We start from the raw sequence: 22,069 nt of genomic DNA on the forward strand, positions 1-22,069 counted from the left end.
CTGAAGCCCCTTGTTTCCAGGGCGGAGCGGCGCGTGACGGGGTGCCGACGCCCCGGGCATATGCCCGCACGCGTGCCGGACCGTGCGGCGCGGTTCCCCGCCAGGGTGACCGTGTCAAGTCGCGACGCGCCGCGAGCTCGGAGCGGCTCCGGGACACGAATCAGTCAACTTGCCCTGTTCATAGGCAACTTCGTGAAGATCCGTATGGAAGCATGCGAGGAGCGGAAGGCTGAATGACGGACCTCCCAGGGGCTTGACCACCCCCGGGGCGCGGACGGCGCGGCGGGGTCCGCCGTCGGCCTTCCCGACCGTGCGACAACAGGGGGATCAAGTAGGCCCGAACGCTTCTCCGGCAGGGGAGGAGCGGCGGTGCCGAGTTCGTCGACCAAGTGAATCCGAACCGAACCGTAAGCTGTGGCGGGGGAATCGACGGAGTGGCCGAGGCGCCTCCTCACCTGCTTTCCCGGTCATGAATGGCCTTTCCGGCCGGCGAACAAAGGAGTTCGCCTGCTGTTTTCCAATCGGTGAACAGTTTGTATTCAGATCGGCGTTTCCGCTCGGTGCGGTCCACCGTCCCGTCCGCTGCCCGTCCGCTCCAGAAACCGTTTTCCCTCACCGTGTGAGCCGACCACTCACGCGACGAATCCGGCAAGTACGAGCAAAGAAATTCGTCGGGCGTGCTCTCGTGCGGAGCCAGGCCGGCGTGGAGAAAGGCTGTGTGCATGCGACGCCTGCTGTGCCCTGTGGAAAACCTTTACGTCGCCCAGCGAAGCAGGGCGGTGCTGTCCTGTGCCCTGGACGGTCCCGTCGACACGGCGGCCCTGTCCGCGGCGTTCCAGGCGGTCACGGCGGAGCAGCCGACGCTGCTGACGCACATCGTCCCGGACGGCGACGGCCACGCCCTCGAACTCCTCCCGAAGGCCGAGCGACCCCGGCTGCGGCTCCGCACCGGCGGCGCGGAGGCCTACGAGGAGGAGCTCAACACCCCGCTGACGGTGGGTGGTCCGCTGACCCGGGCGGTGCTCGCGAGCGACCCCGACGGGGCGCGCCACCTGCTCGTCCTCACCGTCGACCACGTCATCACCGACGGGCACAGCGCGATCGCCCTGCTCAACACCCTCTGGGACCGCTACCGGCAGTTCGTCGGCGGTACGGAGGCCGTACGCCGGCCCGCTGCCCGTCTCCCGGAGCCCATCAGCACGCTGCTGCCCCACGCGGACGCCGCCGAGACCGCGAAGTACCTGGAACAGCGAGTGGAGGAGGCGGGCCGCCACCCGGTCGAAGTCGTCCCGTACGACGTCGAGGCACCGGGGCAAGGGCCCGAGGAGCACCATCGCATCGAGGTCCAGCGCCTGCTGCTCGACACCGAGCCCACCGCCCGGCTGCGTCGACGGGCCCGCGCGGAAGGCCTGTCCGTGCACGGCCTGATCGGCGCCGCCCTGCTGCTCGCCGCCCGCCGGCGCCTGGACGGCGCGGGTCCGCGCGTCCTGCGCTGCATGTCACCGGTCGATCTGCGGTCACGTCTGTCGCCCCCGGTGCCCGCCGATGTCGTGGTCGCCGCGGTCACCGCGCACCTCCAGGCCCTGAGTGTGGGCGAGGACACCGACGTACTGGAGCTGGCGCGCGAAGTCGGCGACGGACTCCGGGACTTCCTCGACCGCGGCGACCACTTCCAGGAGATGCGGATCATGCCGATGGTCCCGGAGCATCCGACGCTGCACCTCGGCACGGTCATCGTCACCAACATGGGTGCCGTGTCCGGCCCGCGCCTCCCGCAGGGCACGCACGTCACCGACGTACGGCTCGTGCCCGCCCGCGAGCACTACTTCCCGCAGGCCGGCCGCAGTCCGCTGATGGCCTGCGTCACCTCGTTCGACGGCCGCCTCGCCGTCGAGTTCCCGCACCACACCGCCTGCTTCAGCCGGCCGTTCATGCGTGAGCTGTGCGACGAGGTCCACGCGGTCCTCCTCGCCCTCGCCGAGTCCGACGACGAGCGGCAGCGCGCCGCCACCGCCTGACACCGCGTCGCCCGAGGAGCGCCCCTCCGAGATGAAGACCGAGAACGAACCCCCCACCTCCATCGCCGCGTTGGTGTCCCGGGCCCAGGCCGGCGACGCGCGGGCGATGAACGACCTGCTCACCGAGATCACCCCGTACGTCACCCGCGTGTGCGTGCCGATAGCCCGCGACAACCGCTCCGACGCCGTCCAGGAGGCGCTCCTGGCGATCTACCGGGGCCTCGGGACACTGCGCGAACCGGCCGCGTTCTACGGCTGGGTACGCTCGGTCACCACCCGGGAAGCCGTCCGCACCGTCAAGCGGCTGAAGGCGGAAGCCGCCTGCTCCCAGGTGGATTCGGCACAGCTGACCAGCTCCTTGGACGCCGTGCACATCAACGACGTGCTGGACCGGCTGTCCGAACCCCACCGCCAGGTCCTGGCCCTGCGGTTCTACGGTCTCAACGAGGACGAGATGGCGGCGACCCTGTCGCTTCCCGTCGGCACGGTCCGGTCCCGTCTCTACCGCGCTCGGCGCCGCTTCCAGGAAGCGTGGCAGCCGCACGCGGCCTGCTGATGGAGCACCTTCTGCCGGATGGGGCGCCAGGGATCTAGAGCCAGTCCTTCCGCTTGAAGATCATGTACAGGCTGAGGCACACCACGCCCATCAGCCCGATCGCGAGCGGATAGCCGAACGCCCAGTGCAGTTCCGGCATGCGGTCGAAGTTCATGCCGTAGATCGTGCCGACCAGGGTGGGCGCGAAGAGGATCGCCGCCCACGCGGAGATCTTCTTGACCTCCTCGTTCTGCTCGAACCCCGCCTCGGCCAGGGCCCGCATCTCCGCGTTCTGCTGCTGGGTGACCAGGGTCGCGTTGACGGTGAGGATCTCGGTGAGGGCCTGGCGGAAGCCGTCGACGCGTTCGCTGATGTGGGTGACGTGGTCGGCGACGTCCCGGAGGTAGCGCTGGAGTTCCTCGTCCGTCTCGTACTTGGCGAAGCCCGCCATCAGGCCGTGCAGCATGCCGACCAGCGGGCGGGTGGCGCGCTGGAACTCGACCATTTCGCGGGAGAGCTCGTAGATGCGGCGGGAGACCTCCGGGTCGCCGCGGAAGACCTCCGTCTCGATCTCGTCGACGTCGATCTGCACCCCCGCCACGACCGGCGCGTAGCCGTCCACGACCGCGTCGAGGATCGCGTACAGCACCGCCTCGGGCCCCAGTTTGAGCAGCTCGGGCGTGTCCTCCATGCGGCGGCGGACCGCGGACAGGTCGGGGGCGGCGCCGTGCCGGACCGTGATGACGAAGTCCGGGCCGACGAAGACGTGCAGCTCGCCGAAGTCGACCTCCTCCGGCGCGTCCAGGTAGCGGGCGGCGCGCAGCACGACGAACAGCGTGTCGCCGTAGCGCTCCAGCTTCGGCCGCTGGTGAGCCTCCATCGCGTCCTCGACCGCGAGCGGATGCAGATCGAACTCGCCGGCCAGGGAGAGGAGTTCGTCCGCCGTGGGCCGGGCGAGGCCGATCCACGCCATGCCCGAGGACTGTTCGCGCAGCTCACGGAAGGTCTCGGCGAGCGTGGCGGGGGAGGAGACACGGACGCCGTCCCGGTACAGCGCCGCCTCGACGACACTCGCCGGCTCGGCCTGCTCAACGGGCTCCGGGGCGGCGGGGACGGTCTCGGCGGCGGGGACCGCGGTGACGGCACGGCGCCAGACGGACTTCCGGCCGCCGTTTCTGCCGTTGAAGCGCTCGGACATCGGCTGCCTCTCCGTCGAGCCTGCGTACGGCGTGATCACGAAGCGGGGTACGTGCAGGATAGCCGCGGCCTCCCGCCCCGGGCGTCCGCAACCGGTGCAGGGTTCGGTGAGAGATGCGGACAGAAGGTGTCCGCAAGGAACGCTAGCGTGCGGGCATGACGAAGAGCAGCGCAGTCGAGGCTCCCCTTCTGGACACCCGCGCCCTGAACCGCGCCACCCTGGACCGGCAGCTCCTGCTGCGCCGCTCCCGGCTGTCCGCGACGGACGCCGTACGGCACCTCCTCGGCCTCCAGGCGCAGAACGTGAAGCCCCCGTACTACGCCCTCGCCGCGCGCCTCGACGGCTTCGCCCCGGAGCGGCTCTCCGGGCCGATGGCGGCCCGCGAGGCCGTCCGGATCGTCACCGTGCGCTCGACCCTCCACACCCACACCGCCGAGGACTGCCTGACCCTCAGGCCGCTGGTCCAGCCCGCCCGGGACCGGGAGCTGGCCGCCTTCCGCACGGGCCTCGCCGGAGTCGACCTCGACCGGCTGGCCGCGCTCGCCCGGGAGCTGGTCGAGGCCGAGCCGCGGACCATGGCCCAGCTGCGTACGGCGCTGGGCGCCGAGTGGCCGGACGCCGACCCGCAGTCCCTCGCCGTCGCCGCCCGCTGCCGGCTGCCCCTGGTCCAGGTGACCCCGCGCGGCCTGTGGGGTCGGAGCGGACAGGTCGCCCTCACCACCGCAGAGCACTGGCTGGGCCGCCCGGCCGAGCCGGCCCCGGCGCCGGATGCCGTCGTCCTGCGCTACCTCGCCGCGTTCGGCCCCGCCTCCGTCAAGGACATGCAGACCTGGGCCGGACTCACCCGGCTCAGGGACGCCTTCGAACGCCTGCGCCCGCAGCTCCTCACCTTCCGGGACGTGCACGGGGTCGAACTGTTCGACCTGCCCGACGCTCCCCGCCCCGACCCCGAAACCCCGGCCCCGCCCCGCTTCCTCCCCGAATTCGACAACCTCCTGCTGTCCCACGCCGACCGCACCCGCGTCGTACCGCCCGAGTACCGGGGCCGCAGCTGGCAGGGCAACCAGGCCCACCGCACTCTCCTGGTCGACGGCTTCCTGGCCGGCCTGTGGACGCTGGACGGCGACGCCCTCGTCATCGAGCCCTTCGGCCCGCTGACGAAGGCTCAGCGGGAGGACGTGACCGCGGAGGGCGCCCGGATGCTGGCGACGATGCACCCCCGGGAGCCGTACGACATCCGGTTCGGCACCGTCGTACGGTGCTGAGCCGCCCCCCGGACGGCTCAGCACCGCAGACATGGAGAGGGGGACGTTGCGGGCCGCTCGTGGTGGCCCGCAACGTCCCCCTGGTATCTACCTGAGGGATGCTCAGGTGTTCTGCTTCCGGGTCACGAGTTGACCTGCGCGGTCACCAGGTCCGAGAAGGTGGTCAGCCGGGTGTACACACCCGGGTAACCCGCCTCCGCGCACCCCTCGCCCCAGGAAGTGATCCCTGCCAGGACGCCCCCGATGAGCAGGGGACCGCCGCTGTCGCCCTGGCAGGTGTCTACGCCACCGGACGTGTATCCGGCGCACACCATGTCGGTCTGGACGAAGTCCGAACCGTAGGAGCTCTTGCAGCTGGAGTCGGCCACGATCGGGACGGTCGCGGTCCGCAGCTGGTTGGAGGAGCTGCCGTTCTCCGAGGTGGTGCCCCAGCCGAGGATCCGGGCCGTGGTGCCGGCCGCGTACACACCGGTCTGGGACGAGGAGACGTACGACGCCGGGGTGTACGACATCGCCGTCGAGAGGGTCAGGACGGCCACGTCGTCGCCGTTGGTGGCGTCCGTGTAGTCCGGGTTGATCCAGATCTTGCTGACCCGGCTGACCGTGCCGTTGGCGCCGTTCAGGTAGGTGCGGCCGCCGACCACGCGCACGCTGCCGGTGGTCTCGCCGACCATACAGTGCGCGGCCGTCACGACCTTCTTGGCGGCCACCAGGGTGCCGCCGCAGAACTGGCTGCCGGACGCGTCCGTGATCTGCATCATGAAGGGGTACGCCGTCGTGGTGGTGGTCGTACCGCCCACGATGGGCTGGGGTGCGGCGCTCGCCGTGGGGGCGGCGATCAGCGCGGTGGCCGCCGCGGCGGCTGTGGCCACCAGGGTTGCGGCGGTCTGTCTGGCACGTCTGAGCCCGAACATGAGTCTCCTCAGTGGGGGTTGCCGGTGGGGGGTCGCGCGGGTGGGTAGAGCACGGGGGTCGCGGGACCGACCCCCGTATGCCCGGGCGAGCGGCACGCCCTTTACGCTAGGACCCGGAACCCTCGGCTCCCAATGAGGGAACCCCCTAGGGGGTTGGGTGAGGGAAAACCCTCGGTCCAGCTCAGTTACCCTCGGTCCAGCTCAGTTAACCTGGCGCGTCGTCACTTCGCGCGCCTCGCCGCCGCCAAACGGACGATGTCGACCCGCGAGCGGATCCCGAGCTTGCGGTACACCCGGGTCAGGGTCGCCTCGACCGTCTTCACACTGACGAACAGCCGGGAGGCGATCTCCCGGTTGGTGGCGCCCTCCATGACGAGGGCGGCGACCTGACGCTCCATCGCAGCAAGGCCCGCCAAGGCGTCCAGCGCCTCCGGCACGGCGTGGGCCGGCTCGGGCTCCGGGGCGCTGAGGGCTTCGTCCACCTGGCGCAGCCAGGGCAGGGCGCGGCAGCGCCGGAACAGCCGGGTGGCCTCGTCGTACGCCGTCGCCCGGCGCTGGCCGCTCTCCGGGCGCAGGGTGCGCAACTGGGCCTGCGCGAACGCGGCCCGGGCCTCCTCCAGGCCGTAGCCGAGCTTGGCGAGCCGGTCCTGAGCGGACGTCAGCTGGGCGAGGGCGGCCTCCTGGTCGCCGTGGGCCGCCCGCACCAGGGCCTCCGCGCGGTCGAGCACGGCGAGCACACTCTCCCGGCCGAGCCGGAGGGCGTGTTCACGGCTGGCGTCGATGACGTCCTGCGCCTCGGCCGGTTCACCGATCCGGACCAGCGCCTCGGCCAGATCGCCGTGCCAGCGGCCGCGCGCCGGGTCGGTGATGCCGAGGCCCAGCTCCAGGCTGCGCACCCGGCGCAGCGAGCGGACCGTGCCCGCCGGGTCGCCGGCCACCAACTGGGCGTACCCGAGCGCGGCCAGGGCCCGGGACAGGTACATCTGGTCGCCGTCCTCCTCGGCGTGCTCCACCGCCTCCCGGGCGAGGGCCAGCGCGCGGTCCACGTCCCCGCCGGAAGCCTCCGTGAGCGAGGTGAGCATCGCCGAGGCGGTCTCGCCGATGCCCGAGTCCCGGGCGAGCCGGAGGCTGTCGCGGGCCAGTTCGAGGGCGCGGCCGCAGTGCCCGGCATGCAGCTCGGTCTCCGCGAGGCCGCGCAGGAAGTGCACCTCGCTCTCCACCGAGCCGCGCCGGCGCACCTCGCGCAGCAGGGCGGTGACCGTCGCCCGGGCCTCGGTCAGCTGGTCGCCCATGACCAGCCAGCGGAACCGGGCGCTGCCCGCGCCGTTGTGGTGGCAGGCCACCGTCGGGTCCTGGGGCTCCTTCAGGGCGCGCTTGATGGTCCGCGGGGCCTCCGGATGGCCCATCAGGGTCTCCGTCTGCGCCTGGAAGGCGAGGGAGAGCAGCTCGGTGCGCCGGTCGCCGCCGCGCTCGGCCAGCTCGGCGGCGTGCGCGGCCGCCTCGCGGGCCTCGGTGAAGTCGCCCTCCACGATCAGCGCCCGCCACGCCAGCTGGTAGTGCACGAGGGCCAGCAGCCGCGGATCGTCGCCGGCGTCGGCGAGGGCCTGCGGGAAGACGGCGTCGACCTCGGCCATGGTGTGGCCGGCGGTGTCGATGACGATGATCCAGGCCCGCACCCGCTCCGCGGGCACGGTCGCCCGGGTCAGCACCTCGCGGGCGATGTCCCGGGCCAGGTCGACCTCGCCCGCGGTGATCGCGTCCTCGGCCGCCTGCAGCCGCCGCTCCTCGGGTCCGGGCCCGCTGTCGGCGGGGGTGTGCCGGGCGGCGAGGAGCCCCAGCTGGGCGGCGACCGACGGGGCACCGCGGTCCCGGGCGAGGGCCGCGGCCTCGGCGAGCCGGGCGGCCACCTCGGGGTCGGTGCCGGTGGTGGCGAGGGCCAGGTGCCGGGCTCGTTCGATCGGGTCGGAGGCCGCGGTGGACAGCGCCGCGTGTGCGGCCCGTCTCTCCTGGGCGGGCGCCTCCGCGTACAGCGCGGCGGAGATGAGCGGGTGCGCGAACCGGACGGCCGGTGCCTCCTGCTCGGTGGCCAGCAGCCCGAGTTCGGCGGCCTGGGCGCACTCGGCCTCGGCGTTCTCCCGGCCGGCCGCGTGCAGCAGCGCCGGGGTGGGGCGGGCGCCGGCGCTGGCCACCAGCAGGGTGCGGCGGGCCTCGACCGACAGCATGTCCAGACGGCTGAGCACCAGGGCGCGCAGCGAGGTCGGCACCGGCAGCGGCTCGCCCGGCCGGGGCGGGGTGGGGCTGTCGGCGAGTGCGCGGCCGAGTTCCAGGGCGAAGAGCGGGTTGCCGCCGCTGGTGCGGTGGATCTCGCGGACCGTGGAGCGGGGCAGGGCGCCGTGGCCGCGGTGGTCGAGCAGCTGGGCCACCTGGGTGCGCGAGAGCGGGCCGAGCCGGACGGCGACCGTGTCCGGCGGGCAGGCGCGCAGATGGCGGTCGTACTCCTGGCTCTCCTGGCCCTCCGTGCGCACCGCGCACAGCAGCTGCACCGGGGTGCCCTCCAGCCGGCGGGCGGCGAAGCCGAGCAGTTCGGCGCTGGCCGGATCCAGCCACTGGAGGTCGTCGGCGACCACCAGGACCGGGCCCTCGGCGGCGAGCACGCGCAGTGCGGAGAGCACCGCGAGGCGCAGGGCGAGGCCGTCGCGCTGGAGGCTGGACTCGCCGCGTCCGGTGAGCGCCGACTCCAGGGCGGTGCGCTGGGCGGCGGGCAGGCGCGGGGAGACGTCGTCGAGGACCAGTCCGAGGAGGTCGGCCAGCGCCAGGAAGGGGAGGTGGGATTCGGACTCCGTGGCGGAGCAGCGCAGGACGGTGCGCGCGGTGGCGCCGTATTCCTCGGCCAATGCCCGCAGCACGGTCGATTTCCCTATTCCGGCCGGGCCGTGCAGCAGCACGCTGCCGCCGGAGGCGAGTTGGTCACGGGCTGTTGCGAACAGATCCTCGCGGCCGATGAGCAGGTCGGGGCGGCATCGGGCAGGCTCCTGGAAGTCCCGTCGCACGGTCACCGCTCCCCTCCTGTGTCGTGTCCGGACCAAATTCTAGGCAACGATCCTTGAAATTCGGACGGAAGCCGTGGTGAGGGAAATAACAAACGGTCTCGCATAAGGAAATTCAAAGTTGCACGATATGAATGGACAGGTTTCCTCACCGCTGCCGCGGACGCCCCCGAAGGAGCCGGGTCCACCTACGGCAGCAGCCCTGCCCGGCGTGCCGCGCTCACCGCCTCCCCTCGTGTGTGCGCGCCCAGCTTCCGCATCGCCGAGCGCAGATACCCCTTCACCGTCTCCGGACGCAGGCCAAGCCGCTCGGCCGCCGCCGCGTTGGTGGCGCCTGCCGCCACCCAGGACAGCACGTCCAGCTCCCGCGGCGCCAGGCTCGCGCTCCCGGCCGGGTGCGGAGCCGCCAACACCCCGCAGGCGGCGAGCAGTTCGGCGCGCAGCCCCGGGTCGGAGATCCGGGGCGCCAGCGCGCGCAGCGCCGCATGGGCCTCGCGCACCTGCTCCCAGGCGGCCCCCGGGGCCCGGTGGCCGCTCGCGGGCTCCGGCCGGGCCGTCGCCAGCAGCACCCCGGCCTCGTCCCGCACCACCAGCGCCTGCTCCACGTCCCGCGCCGCCGCCATCGCCGCACCCAGCGTGCGGTCGCCCAGCGGCTGGGCCGAGCGCAGCGCGCCGTACAGCACCCCGCGCACCCGCCGCCGCACGACGACCGGCACCGCGAGCACCGAGCGGATGCCCTCGGCGGCCACCGGGACGTCGTACTCGTGGCTGATCTGCCGGGAGCTGGAGTAGTCCGTGACCGCGCACGGCCGGGCCAGCGCGACCGCCTTGCCGCCCAGCCCGTTTCCCGAGGTCACCGCGAGCGAGCTGAGCGCGCCGGTGGTAGTGCCGCTCAGCTCGCTGATGCGGATCTGCGGCCGGCCGGACTCGACGAGGCCGCCGAAGGCGACGGGCAGCCCCGTGGCCCGCCGCAGCCGGACCAGCGCACCGCGTATCTCCACCGCCGCCACGGCCTGTGCTGCCACCTCATCGCTCCTTCGGCGCGGCTCACCTGCGGACCTGACCCCCGTACGTGTGGACCACACCCCCGTTCGGGGGTAGTGAGACCTGCATCACGGATTAGACGATGCCAGAGAGCCGCCCGGCAATGGTCCGGAACATAGGAGGACGTCATGACCACGGCGACCGAGGTCTTCAGGAGTGCCCGGGACTTCCTGCTGGAGCACCGCGAGGACTACGCCACCGCCTACGAGGGCTTCGCCTGGCCGCGTCCCGAGCACTTCAACTGGGCGCTGGACTGGTTCGACGTGATCGCCGACGGCAACGACCGGACCGCCCTGCACATCGTCGAGGAGGACGGCACCGAGAGCCGCCTGTCCTTCGCCGAGATGGCCGAGCGCTCGAACCGGGTCGCGAACCATCTGCGCGCGCGGGGCGTCACCGCCGAGGACCGCATCCTCGTCATGCTCGGCAACCAGACCGAGCTGTGGGAGACCGCGCTGGCCGCGATGAAGCTGCGCGCGGTCGTCATCCCGGCCACCCCGCTGCTCGGCCCCGCCGACCTGCGCGACCGCGTCGAGCGAGGCCGTGTGAAGCACGTGCTGGTCCGGGCCGAGGACACCGCCAAGTTCGCGGACGTGCCCGGCGGCTACACCCGGATCGCGGTCGGCGGGCCGCCGCAGGAGGGCTGGGAGGCGTACGAGGACGCGTACACCGCCCCCGCCGCGTTCGTCCCGGACGGCCCCACCCGGGCCGACGACCCGCTGATGCTCTACTTCACCTCCGGTACGACCGCCCGCCCCAAGCTGGTCGAGCACACCCACACCTCGTACCCGATCGGCCACCTGGCCACCATGTACTGGATCGGCCTCAGGCCCGGCGACGTGCACCTGAACATCTCCTCGCCCGGCTGGGCCAAGCACGCCTGGTCCAACCTGTTCGCCCCGTGGAACGCCGAGGCGACCGTCTTCATCCACAACTACGCGCGCTTCGACGCGCCCCGGCTGATGGCCGAGATGGACCGGGCCAGGGTGACCACCTTCTGCGCCCCGCCGACCGTGTGGCGCATGCTCATCCAGGCCGACCTGAGCCGGCTCGCCGCCCCGCCCCGCGAGGTCGTCGCCGCCGGCGAACCCCTCAACCCCGAGGTCATCGAGCAGGTCCGGCGGGCCTGGAGCGTCACCATCCGGGACGGATTCGGCCAGACCGAGACCGCCGTCCAGGTCTCCAACAGCCCCGGCCAGCCCCTGAAGACCGGCTCCATGGGCCGGCCCAGCCCCGGCTACCGCGTCGAACTGCTCGACCCGGTCTCCGGCGCGCCCGGCGCCGCCGAGGGCGAGATCGCCCTCGACCTGTCCGGCCACCCGGTCGGCCTGATGACCGGCTACCACGGCGACCCCGACCGCACGGCCGAGGCCATGGCCGGCGGCTACTACCGCACCGGCGACATCGCCTCCCGCGACGAGGACGGCTATCTGACGTACGTCGGCCGTGCGGACGACGTGTTCAAGGCCTCCGACTACAAGATCAGCCCGTTCGAGCTGGAAAGCGCGCTGCTGGAGCACGAGGCGGTGGCCGAGGCGGCCGTCGTGCCCGCGCCGGACGAGCTGCGCCTCGCCGTGCCCAAGGCGTACATCGTCCTCGCCGAGGGCTGGCAGCCCGGACCCGACACCGCGAAGGTGCTGTTCGAGCACTCCCGCGAGGCTCTCGCCCCCTACAAGCGCATCCGCCGTCTGGAGTTCGGGGCGCTGCCCAAGACCGTCTCCGGCAAGATCCGCCGGATCGAGCTGCGCGAGGCGACGGCCGCCGGGTCGGACGCCGAGTACCGCGAGGAGGAATTCCGGTGACCTCGGAGTTGTCGTACACGCACGGCACGAGCGGGACGACCCTGCTCGGCGACACGATCGGCGCCGACCTCGACCGGGCCGTCGCCGCCTGGCCCGACCGCGAGGCCCTGGTCGACGTACCCTCCGGACGGCGGTGGACGTACACCGCATTCGCCGCCGACGTCGACCGGCTGGCGAGCGCGCTGCTCGCGAGCGGAGTGGCCAAGGGCGACCGGGTGGGCATCTGGGCGGTCAACTGCGCGGAGTGGGTGCTGGTCCAGTACGCCACCGCCCGCATCGGCGCGATCATGGTGAACATCAACCCGGCCTATCGCACCCACGAGGTCGAGTACGTCCTCAACCAGGCCGGGATCTCGCTGCTGTTCGCCTCCCTCAGCCACAAGGCCAGCGACTACCGAGCGATGGTCGAGGAGGTACGGGGCAGGTGCCCGCAGCTGCGGGAGACCGTCTACATCGGCGACCCGAGCTGGGAGGCACTGCTCGGGCGCGGGACCCCTGACACCTCGTACCCGGAACTGTCCTGCGACGACCCCATCAACATCCAGTACACCTCGGGGACGACGGGCTTCCCCAAGGGGGCGACCCTCTCCCACCACAACATCCTCAACAACGGCTATTTCGTGGGCGAGTCGATCGCCTACACCGAGCAGGACCGGATTTGTATTCCCGTCCCCTTTTACCACTGTTTCGGCATGGTCATGGGTAACTTGGCCGCTACCTCGCACGGCGCCTGCATGGTCATCCCGGCGCCGTCCTTCGAGCCGAAGGCCACCCTGGAGGCGGTCCAGCAGGAGCGCTGCACCTCGCTGTACGGCGTCCCGACCATGTTCATCGCGGAGCTGAACCTCCCCGACTTCGCGTCGTACGACCTCTCCTCCCTGCGTACCGGGATCATGGCGGGCTCGCCCTGTCCGGTCGAGGTGATGAAGCGGGTGGTCGCCGAGATGCACATGGAGGAGGTCTCCATCTGCTACGGCATGACCGAGACGTCCCCGGTGTCCCTGCAGACGCGCATCGACGACGACCTGGAGCACCGCACCGGCACCGTCGGCCGCGTCCTGCCGCACCTGGAGGTGAAGGTCGTCGACCCGGCGACCGGCGTGACCCGACCGCGCGGCACCGCAGGGGAGTTGTGCACCCGCGGCTACAGCGTGATGCTCGGCTACTGGAACGAGCCCGAGAAGACCGCCGAGGTCATCGACCCCGGCCGCTGGATGCACACCGGTGACCTGGCGGTGATGCGCGAGGACGGATACGTCGAGATCGTCGGCCGGATCAAGGACATGATCATCCGGGGCGGCGAGAACATCTACCCGCGCGAGATCGAGGAGTTCCTCCACGCCCACCCGAAGATCCGGGACGTCCAGGTCGTCGGGGTGCCGCACGAGAGGTACGGCGAGGAGGTCCTCGCCTGCGTGATCCCGCACGACGCGGCCGACCCGCTCACCCTGGAGGACCTGCGCGCCTTCTGCCAGGGCCGGCTCGCCCACTACAAGATCCCGAGCCGCCTCCAGATCCTCGACTCCTTCCCGATGACGGTGTCCGGGAAGGTGCGCAAGGTGGAGCTGCGCGAGACGTACGGCGTCTGAGCCCGCCTGCGCCGCACGGCGGAGCGAGGGTCGGCACCGGCGCCGCCGCGGCTACGGCCGACGGTCAGGAGGCGCCCGACTCGGCGAGTTCTCGGCCCGGGTCGTTCACCGGGGTCGGGGTGCCGGTGAGGGCGAGGACGAACAAGGGGACGCCCAGTGTGTCGGCGCGGGCGCGGGCGTCCTCGGCGTATCCGGCCAGGGAGAAGTAGACACAGCCGGCGGACTCCGTCATCGCCGTCAGCCACAACACCTCCACGTCCCGCGACGAGGCCGGGCGCACGGCCGGGTCCACCTGGGCGACCAGACCGTGCGCGGCCAGGCCGATGCCCGACGGGGGCCGCTGGTCGGCGCGGCGGATGTCCCGGAAGCCGAGCCAGCGCAGATAGAGCGCGGTGGCGGTCACGGCGTCGCGAGCGGTGCGGATGGTCACGGGCCGGAACGGGGTTCGGGGAGCGGGTGCCTTCGGGGCGGCCGGTTCCGCCCCGCCCGGCGGCGCCGGGGCGGCGCTCACCGCGAGGCGCAGGACCGTGCCGCACGGGCAGCCCAGCTCCGGGTGCGGCCACTGGTTGGTGCGGCCGCAGGCGGTGCAGGGCACGGTGACCCAGTCCTCGTCCCAGGTGCGGTGCTCCAGTACGGCGGGCCCGGTGTCCGGGTCCAGCCGCAGGGCGGCCGCAGTGCCGCAGGCACAGGGATACGGCGGCGCGGTGTAGACGTGCTCGCGCCGACAGGCCGGACAGCGCACCGGCACGCTCTCGGGCATGGCCACTCCAAGGCGTCGCGTCGAAATCGTCGCGTCGGGACAGTCGCAGGACAGCGCTGCCCATCGTCCTCCTGCCGCACCCCGCTTGTCCGCCGGTTGCCCTCTCCCGCCGCCCTGGGGCGTCCCTTGACGGCGTCCGCTTGCCCACTTACATTGTTTCCAGATAGTAGAAGTGAAATTCCGTATTGCGGAATTAGATACCTCTGGAGGCTGTGCTCACCGCGGGGCGCGACGGGAGTACGCATCCGACAGCCGAAGCAGGAGTACTCGATGGCTCGTATGACCGCTGCCCGCGCGGCAGTTGAGATCCTCAAGCGCGAGGGCGTCACGGACGCCTTCGGTGTGCCGGGGGCGGCGATCAACCCCTTCTACAAGGCCCTCAAGGAGGGTGGCGGCATCAGCCACACCCTCGCCCGCCACGTCGAGGGCGCCTCCCACATGGCCGAGGGGTACACGCGCACCAAGCCGGGCAACATCGGCGTCTGCATCGGCACCTCCGGCCCGGCCGGCACCGACATGATCACCGGCCTGTACTCGGCCATCGGTGACTCCATCCCGATCCTGTGCATCACCGGCCAGGCTCCGACCTCCGTGATCCACAAAGAGGACTTCCAGGCCGTCGACATCGCCTCGATCGCCAAGCCGGTCACCAAAATGGCCGTCACGGTCCTGGAGGCCGCGCAGGTCCCCGGCGTCTTCCAGCAGGCCTTCCACCTGATGCGCTCCGGCCGTCCCGGCCCGGTCCTGATCGACCTGCCGATCGACGTCCAGCTCACCGAGATCGAGTTCGACCCGGAGACCTACGAGCCGCTCCCGGTCTACAAGCCGACCGCGACCCGCGCCCAGATCGAGAAGGCGATCTCCTTCCTGCTGCAGTCCGAGCGCCCGCTGATCGTCGCCGGCGGCGGCATCATCGGCGCCGACGCCGCCGACCTGCTGGTCGAGTTCGCCGAGCTGACCCAGACCCCCGTCGTCCCGACCCTGATGGGCTGGGGCACCCTGCCCGACGACCACGAGCTGAACGCCGGCATGGTCGGCGTCCAGACCTCGCACCGCTACGGCAACGCGAACTTCCTGGAGTCCGATTTCGTCCTCGGCATCGGCAACCGCTGGGCCAACCGCCACACCGGCTACAAGCTCGACGTGTACCGCGAGGGCCGCAAGTTCGTCCACGTCGACATCGAGCCCACCCAGATCGGCAAGATCTTCCCGCCGGACTACGGTGTCGTCTCCGACGCCAAGGCCGCGCTGGAGCTGTTCGTCGAGGTCGCCAAGGAGCTGAAGGCCGAGGGCAAGCTGCCCGACCGTGCCGACTGGGTCGCCTCCACGCAGGAGCGCAAGGCCACCCTGCTGCGCCGTACGCACTTCGACAACGTGCCGATGAAGCCGCAGCGCGTGTACGAGGAGATGAACAAGGCCTTCGGCCCCGACACGCGCTACGTCACCACGATCGGCCTCTCCCAGATCGCCGGCGCGCAGATGCTGCACGTCTACAAGCCGCGGCACTGGATCAACTGCGGCCAGGCCGGCCCGCTCGGCTGGACCATCCCGGCCGCGATCGGCGTCGCCAAGGCCGACCCGGACTCCCCGGTCGTCGCCCTCTCCGGCGACTACGACTTCCAGTTCCTGATCGAGGAGCTGGCGGTCGCCGCGCAGCACCGGATCCCCTACGTCCACGTCCTGGTGAACAACGCCTACCTGGGCCTGATCCGCCAGGCGCAGGCCGGCCTGGACATCAACTTCCAGGTCAACCTGGAGTTCGAGAACATCAACACGCCGGAGCTCGGCGTCTACGGTGTCGACCACGTCAAGGTCGCCGAGGGCCTGGGCTGCAAGGCGATCCGGGTCACCGAGCCGGAGCAGCTGGGTGCGGCCTTCGAGGAGGCCAAGAAGCTGGCCGCCGAGTACCGGGTGCCGGTCGTCGTCGAGGCGATCCTGGAGCGGATCACCAACATCTCGATGAGCCGCACGATGGACATCAGCGACATCACCGAGTGGGAGGACCTGGCCACCGAGCCCGGCCACGCACCGACGTCGATCAAGCCGCTGAAGGTCTGATCCGGCAGCAGCGCATGAGGGGCGGCCCGTTCCGTGGGGGACGGGCCGCCCCTCACGCATGCGCCGGGCGGCCGGTGTCCGCGCTCACGCCGCGCCGCAGGTGAAGCCGCCGCCACCGCCGCCACTGCCCCAGGACTGGCGCAGCTCCCGTTCCGTGGTGCCGCCGCGGCCCGTCAGGCCCGCCTCGCGGGTGAAGCGGGGGGCCAGCAGGGACAGGGCCCTCTCGCCGTGCAGAGCCGCCAGGAGCAGCGTCTCCTCGACGGACAGGCCCGGGTGGCGTTCGGGCAGCGGATGCCGGGCGCGCAGGTCCTTCAGGGCGCGGCGGCCGGCCCGGGTGCGGCCCGGCAGCACGGAACGCAGCAGGCCTGCTGAGACCAGGTCCGCGTGCAGCGCGCCGAGCGCCTCCCGCACGCCGTGCCGGTCGAGCAACTGCCCCATGCCCGCGGGCCGGTAGAGGCTCGCGTGGACCGCCTTCACGAGGGCCGGCAGGGGCGCCCCGGGCGCCGGGCCCGAGGTCCGCATGGTGCCCGCCCGCCCGGCCTGCACCGCACCCCGCAGATGCAGGCCGAGCACCGCCACCGTCACGGCGGCCCGGGATCCTCCGCGCAGCAGAGCGAGCGCGTACGGTTCCGTCGGGATCCTCGTCGTACCAGCCATCGCACACCCCCGTGCGGGGCCCGCCGCCCCCGTGCCGACGGGCCCCGTCTGACAGACGGTGTTCCCGCCGGCCCCGGTGGTCCAAGCCTCCCGCGGCGGTGTTCAGAGGTTGATTTGAGCATGACGTAGGCCGGGTACGGCCGTTGTCGTACCCGGTGTCGCTACACCTCGTGCTCGGACAGGCCCGGCCAGTCCTCCGGCCCGCCGCCCTGCCACTCGACGAGGTCGCTCTCCTCGACCTCGATCCGGTCCAGGTCGGCCAGCCGCAGGATCTCGACGACGTCGTCCAGGTGGGAGGCGAGGCCCAGGGTCACGTCCCCTTCGGTGACTCGCCTGGAGCCGTCCAGGGCCGGGGCGTGGACCACGATGTGCGGATGCTGCGTCGGATTGCCCATGGGTTCAGCGTCCTGCGGAAGCGGCGGACCCGCACCCGGAGGCCGGACAGCACGGAAGCGCCCCCCTGAGCAGGGGGGCGCTTCCTCTGTCGTGTGCTGGCCGTCCGACGGCACGAGGCTGGGCGCGACAGGACATTCGCGCCGCCGGACGGGGCCGGGGGCCTCCCGCAGGAGGTGGTGGCTGGGGACCGCGGCGGAGGCGACGGAGCCGGGACCCTTCCCTCTGGTCGAGAAGGGGACTCGGATCCTTCACCACCGCACTGGCTCGCACACCGCCGCGGTCCTCGCCCTGCCCGCCGTACCGAGTGGTCACCCCTCATCCGGACCGCTCGGTTGCGGGTCGTCTGCGTCCGGGGCCCGACCTCCCCGTCGGAACCCGGACGCCGTCTATGGTCTTCAGTCCTCGCGCAGGGCGCGGACCGCCTCCTCCACGCGCTTGCCGTAGTCCGGGTCGGCGGCGTGGAAGTGGGCCAGGTTCTTCTCGATCACGTCGTCGCGGGAGACCTGCGAGAGGCCGCCGGCGATGTTCGCGACCAGACGGGACTTCTCCTCCTCCGACATCAGGCGGTACAGCTCGCCCGCCTGGAAGAAGTGGTCGTCCTTGGTGTGCAGCGGGGCCTCGTGGGTGCCCGTGTAACCGTTGATCGCCAGCGGGGCCGACAGCGGGCGGCCGGTCTCCACCGGGCCGTCGTACGAGTTCGGCTCGTAGTTCTTGGCGCCGCGGCCCTGGGCGTTGGACGCCATGAAGCCGTCGCGGCCGTAGTTCTGCGCGGTCGTCGCCTTCGGGGCGTTGACGGCCAGCTGGGTGTGGTTGACGCCCAGGCGGTAGCGGTGCGCGTCCGCGTAGGCGAACAGGCGGCCCTGGAGCATCTTGTCGGGGGAGGGGCCGATGCCCGGAACGAAGTTGTTCGGGGAGAAGGCGGCCTGCTCGACCTCGGCGAAGACGTTGTCCGGGTTGCGGTCCAGCACCAGGCGGCCGACCCGCTGCAGCGGGTAGTCCTTGTGCGGCCACACCTTGGTCAGGTCGAACGGGTTGAAGCGGTAGTCGGCCGCCTCGGCCGCCGGCATGATCTGGACGTAGAGGGTCCAGGACGGGTGTACACCCCGCTCGATGGCCTGGAGCAGGTCCGTCTGGTGGGAGTTGGGGTCCTTGCCCACGGTCTCCGCGGCCTGCTCGCTGCTCAGGCAGCGGATGCCCTGGTTCGTCTTGAAGTGGTACTTGACGAAGAAGGCCTCGCCCTCGGCGTTCGTCCACTGGTAGGTGTGCGAGCCGTAGCCGTTCATGTGGCGGTACGACGCCGGGATGCCGCGGTCGCCCATCAGCCAGGTCACCTGGTGCGTGGCCTCGGGGGCGTGCGCCCAGAAGTCCCAGACGTTGTCCGGCTCCTGCTTGCCGGTGAACGGGTCCCGCTTCTGCGAGTGGATGAAGTCGGGGAACTTGATCGGGTCCTTGATGAAGAACACCGGGGTGTTGTTGCCGACGAGGTCGTAGTTGCCCTCCGCGGTGTAGAACTTCAGCGCGAAGCCGCGCGGGTCACGGACCGCGTCCGCGCCGCCGAGGGAGTCGGCGACCGTCGAGAAGCGCAGGAAGACCTCGGTGCGCTTGCCGATCTCGCTGAGGAAGTCGGCGTGGGTGAAGCCGGTGACGTCGTCCGTCACCTCGAAGTGGCCGTACGCGCCCGAGCCACGGGCGTGCACCACGCGCTCCGGGATCCGCTCGCGGTTGAAGCGCGCCAGCTTCTCCAGGAGGTGCTGGTCCTGGAGCAGGAGCGGGCCGCCGACGCCGGCGGAGGCGGAGTTCTGGTTGTCGGCGACCGGTGCGCCGGACTCTGTCGTGAGCACGCGCTTCGACATCGTGGACCTTCCGTGCGAGAGGGCAGCGGGAATCTTCGGGAAACGTCGGAAACAGATTTCCGCTTTATGGAGCTTCCGCTGGCGTGAGCCTAGATTTGGGTGAACGAGACGTCAACAGTTTGTTGAAGTCGATTCCGGGCCGCGGTGCCGCCTGGGCGCGACAGGACAGGTGTCAGCGGCACCGCGGCCCGGAAGTCTCACGGGGCCGTCAGACCTGGGCGCCGGACAGGCGCTCCACGGCCCGCAGCAGGGCCGAGTGGTCCAGGCCGCCGTCGCCCTGGGCACGCAGCGAGGCGACCAGCTGGGCGACCACGGCGCCGACCGGAAGGGCCGCGCCGACGTTGCGGGCGGCGTCGGTGACGATGCCCATGTCCTTGTGGTGCAGGTCGATGCGGAAGCCCGGCTTGAAGTCGCGGTTGAGGAAGTTGTCCTTCTTGCGCGTCAGCACGGTCGAGCCCGCGAGACCGCCGTTGAGGACGTCCAGCGCGGCCTGCAGGTCCACGCCCGACTTCTCCAGGAAGACCACGGCCTCGGCGCAGGCCTGGATGTTCACGGCGACGATCAGCTGGTTGGCCGCCTTCACGGTCTGGCCGGAGCCGTGCGGGCCGCACAGCACGATGGTCTTGCCCAGCGCCTCGAGGATCGGCTTGGCCTCGTCGAAGTCGGCCTGCTCGCCGCCGACCATGATCGACAGTACGGCCTCGATGGCGCCGGCCTCACCGCCGGACACCGGGGCGTCCAGCACCCGGATGCCCTTGTCCTTGGCGGCCGCGGCCAGGTCGACCGAGGTCTGCGGGGTGATCGAGGACATGTCGATCAGCAGCGCGCCCTGCTTGGCGTTCTCCAGGATGCCCTCGGGGCCGTAGGAGATGGCCTCGACGTGCGGGGAGGCGGGCACCATCGTGATGACCACGTCGGCGTCGCGCACGGCCTCGGCGATCGAGCCGGCCGCGGTGCCGCCGGCGGCGGCCAGGCGGTCCAGCTTGTCCTGCTCCAGAGTGAAGCCGGTGACGTCGTAACCCGCCTTGATCAGGTTCTCGGACATGGGGGAGCCCATGATGCCGAGGCCGATCCAGGCGATCTTGGGGAGGTTGCTCATGATTTGGGGGTGCCTCTCTAACTGCTCTGCGAAGTCGGGGGGTTCAGCGCGTCAGCGCGTTCAGCGCGCGTCGCGCGGGAGCCACTCGAAGGCCTCGGCGCTCGGGCGGTCGCCCGGCTTGTACTCCAGGCCGACCCAGCCGCCGTAACCGGCCTTCTTCAGCTGGTCAAGCAGCTCCTCCAGCGGGAGCGAACCCGTCCCGGGGGCGCCGCGGCCGGGGTTGTCGGCGATCTGGACGTGGCCGGTCTTCGCCGCGTACTGCTCGATGACCGAGGGCAGGTCCTCGCCGTTCATGGACAGGTGGTACAGGTCCATCAGGAACTTCGCGTTCCCGAGGCCCGTCGCCCCGTTGACCTTGTCGACGATGCCGATCGCGGCCGGCGCCGACACCAGCGGGTACAGCGGCGACTCCGGCTGGTTCAGCGCCTCGATCAGCAGGATCGCGCCGATCCGGTCCGCGGCCCGGGCCGCGAGCACGAGGTTCTCCAGGGCGAGCGCGTCCTGCTCGGCCGGGTCCACGCCCTCGACGCGGTTGCCGTAGAGCGCGTTGAGCGCCTTGCAGCCCAGGGAGGCGGCGAAGTCGGCGGCCACGTCGATGTTGGCGCGGAACTTCTCCGACTCCTCGCCCGGGATCGACAGGGCGCCGCGGTCCGGGCCCGGCAGCTGCCCGGCGTAGAAGTTCAGCCCCGTGAGCTGGACGCCCGCGTCCTCGATCGCCTTCTTCAGGGCGTCGAGCTCGGACTGCTCGGGGGTGGCCGAGTCGACCCAGGGCCACCACAGCTCGACCGCCGTGAAGCCCGCCGCGGCGGCGGCCGCGGGGCGCTCCAGCAGCGGGAGTTCCGTGAAGAGGATCGACAGGTTGACGTTGAAGCGCTGGTCTGCGAATCCCATTCGGGCCGCGCTCCCTTCCGTTAGGGATTCCGTATTGCGGAAGTTCGTTTCTGCTTAATGGAAGATTGCCTGTGGTTGGGGGTGACTGTCAAGAGCGGCCACGAAAAAGTGCCCCCGCGCGGGCTGCGCGGGGGCACTTCCGGTGGCCTGGTCATGGCCTGGTCAGAGGGCGTCTACGGCACTCACCTTCCAGCCGTCGGAGGTACGGGTGAGCGTCATCCGCACCCGGTTGAGGTCCAGGCGGGAGCCCGACACCTGGGTGCTCTCGGTGACCTGGTTGACGAAGAGCAGAACGACCACCTCGTCCGGTGCGGCGGACACGACGGAGGCCGCCGGGGCGCCGCCGTCCGTGGGCGCCGCCACCGTCGCCTTCACCACGCCGTGGTACTTCCTCGCGGTCGGCCCGACCACCGTCCTCGTGGTCTTGCCGTACTGGTTGCGGAACGCACCCGTCAGCAGGGCACGGGCCCGGGCGAAGTCGCGGTCCAGGTGACGGTAGTCGTACGACAGGACGACCGGCGCGGCCTTCCGGGCGGCGGCGAGGGCCTCGGTGCGTGCCCGTGCCGCCTGCTGTCCCTGCCGGTACTGCCACCCGAGTACGGCGGCCACGGCCAGGGCCGCCACGAGCGCCAGGCAGAGGGCCGCGGTGAGCAGCCTCCGGGGGCGGGGCGGGCGCGCGGGCGCGCTCTCCTGCTCGTCGGCCTCGGGCGCCGGCTCCGGCGGGTCGTCCCAGCCGCCCGGGGGCTCGATGAGCACGGTGCGTCCCGAGAGCTGTTCCTCGACCCGCTGGGTGGTCGTCTCGTCGTGCTCCGGCCGCCTGGCGCGCTTGGCCGCCGCGCGGGCGGCCGCGGTCAGGGTGCGGCGGGCCGGGGAGCCGGTGCCGCGGGTGCGGGTGGTCGGGTTCGCCATGGTGTGTCTCCTCACTGGTGGGTCGGCGTCACTG

General features: G+C 71.7%; 17 protein-coding genes. 6 read left to right on the forward strand and 11 right to left on the reverse strand.

Translation table 11 applies throughout. The features are described 5' to 3' along the window. Positions 1-743: 743 nt before the first annotated feature. Positions 744-2,018 (forward strand): phthiocerol/phthiodiolone dimycocerosyl transferase family protein, encoded by a 1,275-nt coding sequence (locus ACZ5DS_RS06920; protein WP_468234805.1) that lies wholly within the window; start codon positions 744-746, stop codon positions 2,016-2,018. Positions 2,019-2,049: 31 nt separating this feature from the next. Beyond that, positions 2,050-2,574, forward strand: coding sequence for an RNA polymerase sigma factor (locus ACZ5DS_RS06925; protein WP_468234806.1), 525 nt, complete (start codon positions 2,050-2,052; stop codon positions 2,572-2,574). 34 nt (positions 2,575-2,608) lie between these two features. Here the strand turns inward: ACZ5DS_RS06925 and ACZ5DS_RS06930 are convergent, their stop codons facing one another. Further along, positions 2,609-3,751, reverse strand: a complete 1,143-nt coding sequence (locus ACZ5DS_RS06930) for a magnesium and cobalt transport protein CorA (protein WP_468234808.1) — start codon at positions 3,749-3,751, stop codon at positions 2,609-2,611. A 155-nt stretch (positions 3,752-3,906) separates the two neighbouring features. Between ACZ5DS_RS06930 and ACZ5DS_RS06935 the strand changes: the two genes are divergently transcribed. Next, positions 3,907-5,016 (forward strand): winged helix DNA-binding domain-containing protein, encoded by a 1,110-nt coding sequence (locus tag ACZ5DS_RS06935; RefSeq protein ID WP_468234810.1) that lies wholly within the window; start codon positions 3,907-3,909, stop codon positions 5,014-5,016. A gap of 122 nt (positions 5,017-5,138) precedes the next feature. Here ACZ5DS_RS06935 and ACZ5DS_RS06940 read toward each other — a convergent pair whose 3' ends face one another. The 3 genes from ACZ5DS_RS06940 to ACZ5DS_RS06950 form a co-directional block, all read right to left on the reverse strand. After that, positions 5,139-5,930, reverse strand: coding sequence for a S1 family peptidase (locus ACZ5DS_RS06940; RefSeq protein ID WP_468234812.1), 792 nt, complete (start codon positions 5,928-5,930; stop codon positions 5,139-5,141). A 221-nt stretch (positions 5,931-6,151) separates the two neighbouring features. Beyond that, on the reverse strand, positions 6,152-8,986 hold the full coding sequence (locus ACZ5DS_RS06945; RefSeq protein WP_468234814.1) for an ATP-binding protein: 2,835 nt from the start codon (positions 8,984-8,986) through the stop codon (positions 6,152-6,154). Positions 8,987-9,165: 179 nt separating this feature from the next. Beyond that, positions 9,166-10,002: a helix-turn-helix transcriptional regulator gene (locus ACZ5DS_RS06950; RefSeq protein WP_468234816.1), complete on the reverse strand. Its 837-nt coding sequence runs from the start codon at positions 10,000-10,002 to the stop codon at positions 9,166-9,168. 147 nt (positions 10,003-10,149) lie between these two features. Here ACZ5DS_RS06950 and ACZ5DS_RS06955 point away from each other — a divergent pair, with 147 nt between their 5' ends. Further along, positions 10,150-11,823, forward strand: coding sequence for an AMP-binding protein (locus ACZ5DS_RS06955; protein ID WP_468234818.1), 1,674 nt, complete (start codon positions 10,150-10,152; stop codon positions 11,821-11,823). Beyond that, the gene (locus ACZ5DS_RS06960) at positions 11,820-13,412 is read left to right on the forward strand and encodes an AMP-binding protein (protein WP_468234820.1); all 1,593 of its coding nucleotides are present in this window, start codon (positions 11,820-11,822) and stop codon (positions 13,410-13,412) included. The genes ACZ5DS_RS06955 and ACZ5DS_RS06960 overlap by 4 nt, the downstream gene beginning before the upstream one ends. Positions 13,413-13,476: 64 nt before the next feature. Here ACZ5DS_RS06960 and ACZ5DS_RS06965 read toward each other — a convergent pair whose 3' ends face one another. Then, positions 13,477-14,172, reverse strand: a complete 696-nt coding sequence (locus ACZ5DS_RS06965; RefSeq protein ID WP_468234822.1) for a hypothetical protein — start codon at positions 14,170-14,172, stop codon at positions 13,477-13,479. A gap of 279 nt (positions 14,173-14,451) precedes the next feature. Here ACZ5DS_RS06965 and gcl point away from each other — a divergent pair, with 279 nt between their 5' ends. After that, entirely contained in the window at positions 14,452-16,230 is a 1,779-nt protein-coding gene (gcl, locus tag ACZ5DS_RS06970) for a glyoxylate carboligase (RefSeq protein ID WP_468235114.1), read from the forward strand. Positions 16,231-16,314: 84 nt separating this feature from the next. Here the strand turns inward: gcl and ACZ5DS_RS06975 are convergent, their stop codons facing one another. The 6 genes from ACZ5DS_RS06975 to ACZ5DS_RS07000 all read right to left on the reverse strand — a co-directional run bounded on the left by ACZ5DS_RS06975 (position 16,315) and on the right by ACZ5DS_RS07000 (position 22,035). Beyond that, positions 16,315-16,887: a TIGR04222 domain-containing membrane protein gene (locus tag ACZ5DS_RS06975; RefSeq protein ID WP_468234824.1), complete on the reverse strand. Its 573-nt coding sequence runs from the start codon at positions 16,885-16,887 to the stop codon at positions 16,315-16,317. A 161-nt stretch (positions 16,888-17,048) separates the two neighbouring features. Then, positions 17,049-17,282, reverse strand: coding sequence for a hypothetical protein (locus ACZ5DS_RS06980; RefSeq protein WP_468234826.1), 234 nt, complete (start codon positions 17,280-17,282; stop codon positions 17,049-17,051). Between the two features lie 396 nt (positions 17,283-17,678). Then, positions 17,679-19,136 carry a catalase gene (locus tag ACZ5DS_RS06985; protein WP_468234828.1) on the reverse strand — a complete coding sequence of 486 codons (1,458 nt, stop codon included), beginning with the start codon at positions 19,134-19,136 and terminating at the stop codon, positions 17,679-17,681. Positions 19,137-19,344: 208 nt separating this feature from the next. Then, positions 19,345-20,235 (reverse strand): 2-hydroxy-3-oxopropionate reductase, encoded by an 891-nt coding sequence (locus ACZ5DS_RS06990; protein WP_468234829.1) that lies wholly within the window; start codon positions 20,233-20,235, stop codon positions 19,345-19,347. A 60-nt stretch (positions 20,236-20,295) separates the two neighbouring features. Beyond that, on the reverse strand, positions 20,296-21,126 hold the full coding sequence (locus tag ACZ5DS_RS06995; protein WP_468234831.1) for a TIM barrel protein: 831 nt from the start codon (positions 21,124-21,126) through the stop codon (positions 20,296-20,298). Between the two features lie 162 nt (positions 21,127-21,288). After that, on the reverse strand, positions 21,289-22,035 hold the full coding sequence (locus ACZ5DS_RS07000; protein ID WP_468234832.1) for a hypothetical protein: 747 nt from the start codon (positions 22,033-22,035) through the stop codon (positions 21,289-21,291). Positions 22,036-22,069: the final 34 nt, after the last annotated feature.

The organism is Streptomyces sp. NPDC031100, from assembly GCF_055570785.1.

Coding starts and splice junctions, on each gene's coding strand:
- ACZ5DS_RS06955 (WP_468234818.1), top strand. CDS start 10,150: ATGACCACGGCGACCGAGGTCTTCAGGAGTGCCCGGGACTTCCTGCTG.
- ACZ5DS_RS06965 (WP_468234822.1), bottom strand. CDS start 14,172: ATGCCCGAGAGCGTGCCGGTGCGCTGTCCGGCCTGTCGGCGCGAGCAC.
- ACZ5DS_RS07000 (WP_468234832.1), bottom strand. CDS start 22,035: ATGGCGAACCCGACCACCCGCACCCGCGGCACCGGCTCCCCGGCCCGC.
- ACZ5DS_RS06985 (WP_468234828.1), bottom strand. CDS start 19,136: ATGTCGAAGCGCGTGCTCACGACAGAGTCCGGCGCACCGGTCGCCGAC.
- gcl (WP_468235114.1), top strand. CDS start 14,452: ATGACCGCTGCCCGCGCGGCAGTTGAGATCCTCAAGCGCGAGGGCGTC.
- ACZ5DS_RS06925 (WP_468234806.1), top strand. CDS start 2,050: ATGAAGACCGAGAACGAACCCCCCACCTCCATCGCCGCGTTGGTGTCC.
- ACZ5DS_RS06980 (WP_468234826.1), bottom strand. CDS start 17,282: ATGGGCAATCCGACGCAGCATCCGCACATCGTGGTCCACGCCCCGGCC.
- ACZ5DS_RS06930 (WP_468234808.1), bottom strand. CDS start 3,751: ATGTCCGAGCGCTTCAACGGCAGAAACGGCGGCCGGAAGTCCGTCTGG.
- ACZ5DS_RS06990 (WP_468234829.1), bottom strand. CDS start 20,235: ATGAGCAACCTCCCCAAGATCGCCTGGATCGGCCTCGGCATCATGGGC.
- ACZ5DS_RS06995 (WP_468234831.1), bottom strand. CDS start 21,126: ATGGGATTCGCAGACCAGCGCTTCAACGTCAACCTGTCGATCCTCTTC.
- ACZ5DS_RS06975 (WP_468234824.1), bottom strand. CDS start 16,887: ATGGCTGGTACGACGAGGATCCCGACGGAACCGTACGCGCTCGCTCTG.
- ACZ5DS_RS06935 (WP_468234810.1), top strand. CDS start 3,907: ATGACGAAGAGCAGCGCAGTCGAGGCTCCCCTTCTGGACACCCGCGCC.
- ACZ5DS_RS06940 (WP_468234812.1), bottom strand. CDS start 5,930: ATGTTCGGGCTCAGACGTGCCAGACAGACCGCCGCAACCCTGGTGGCC.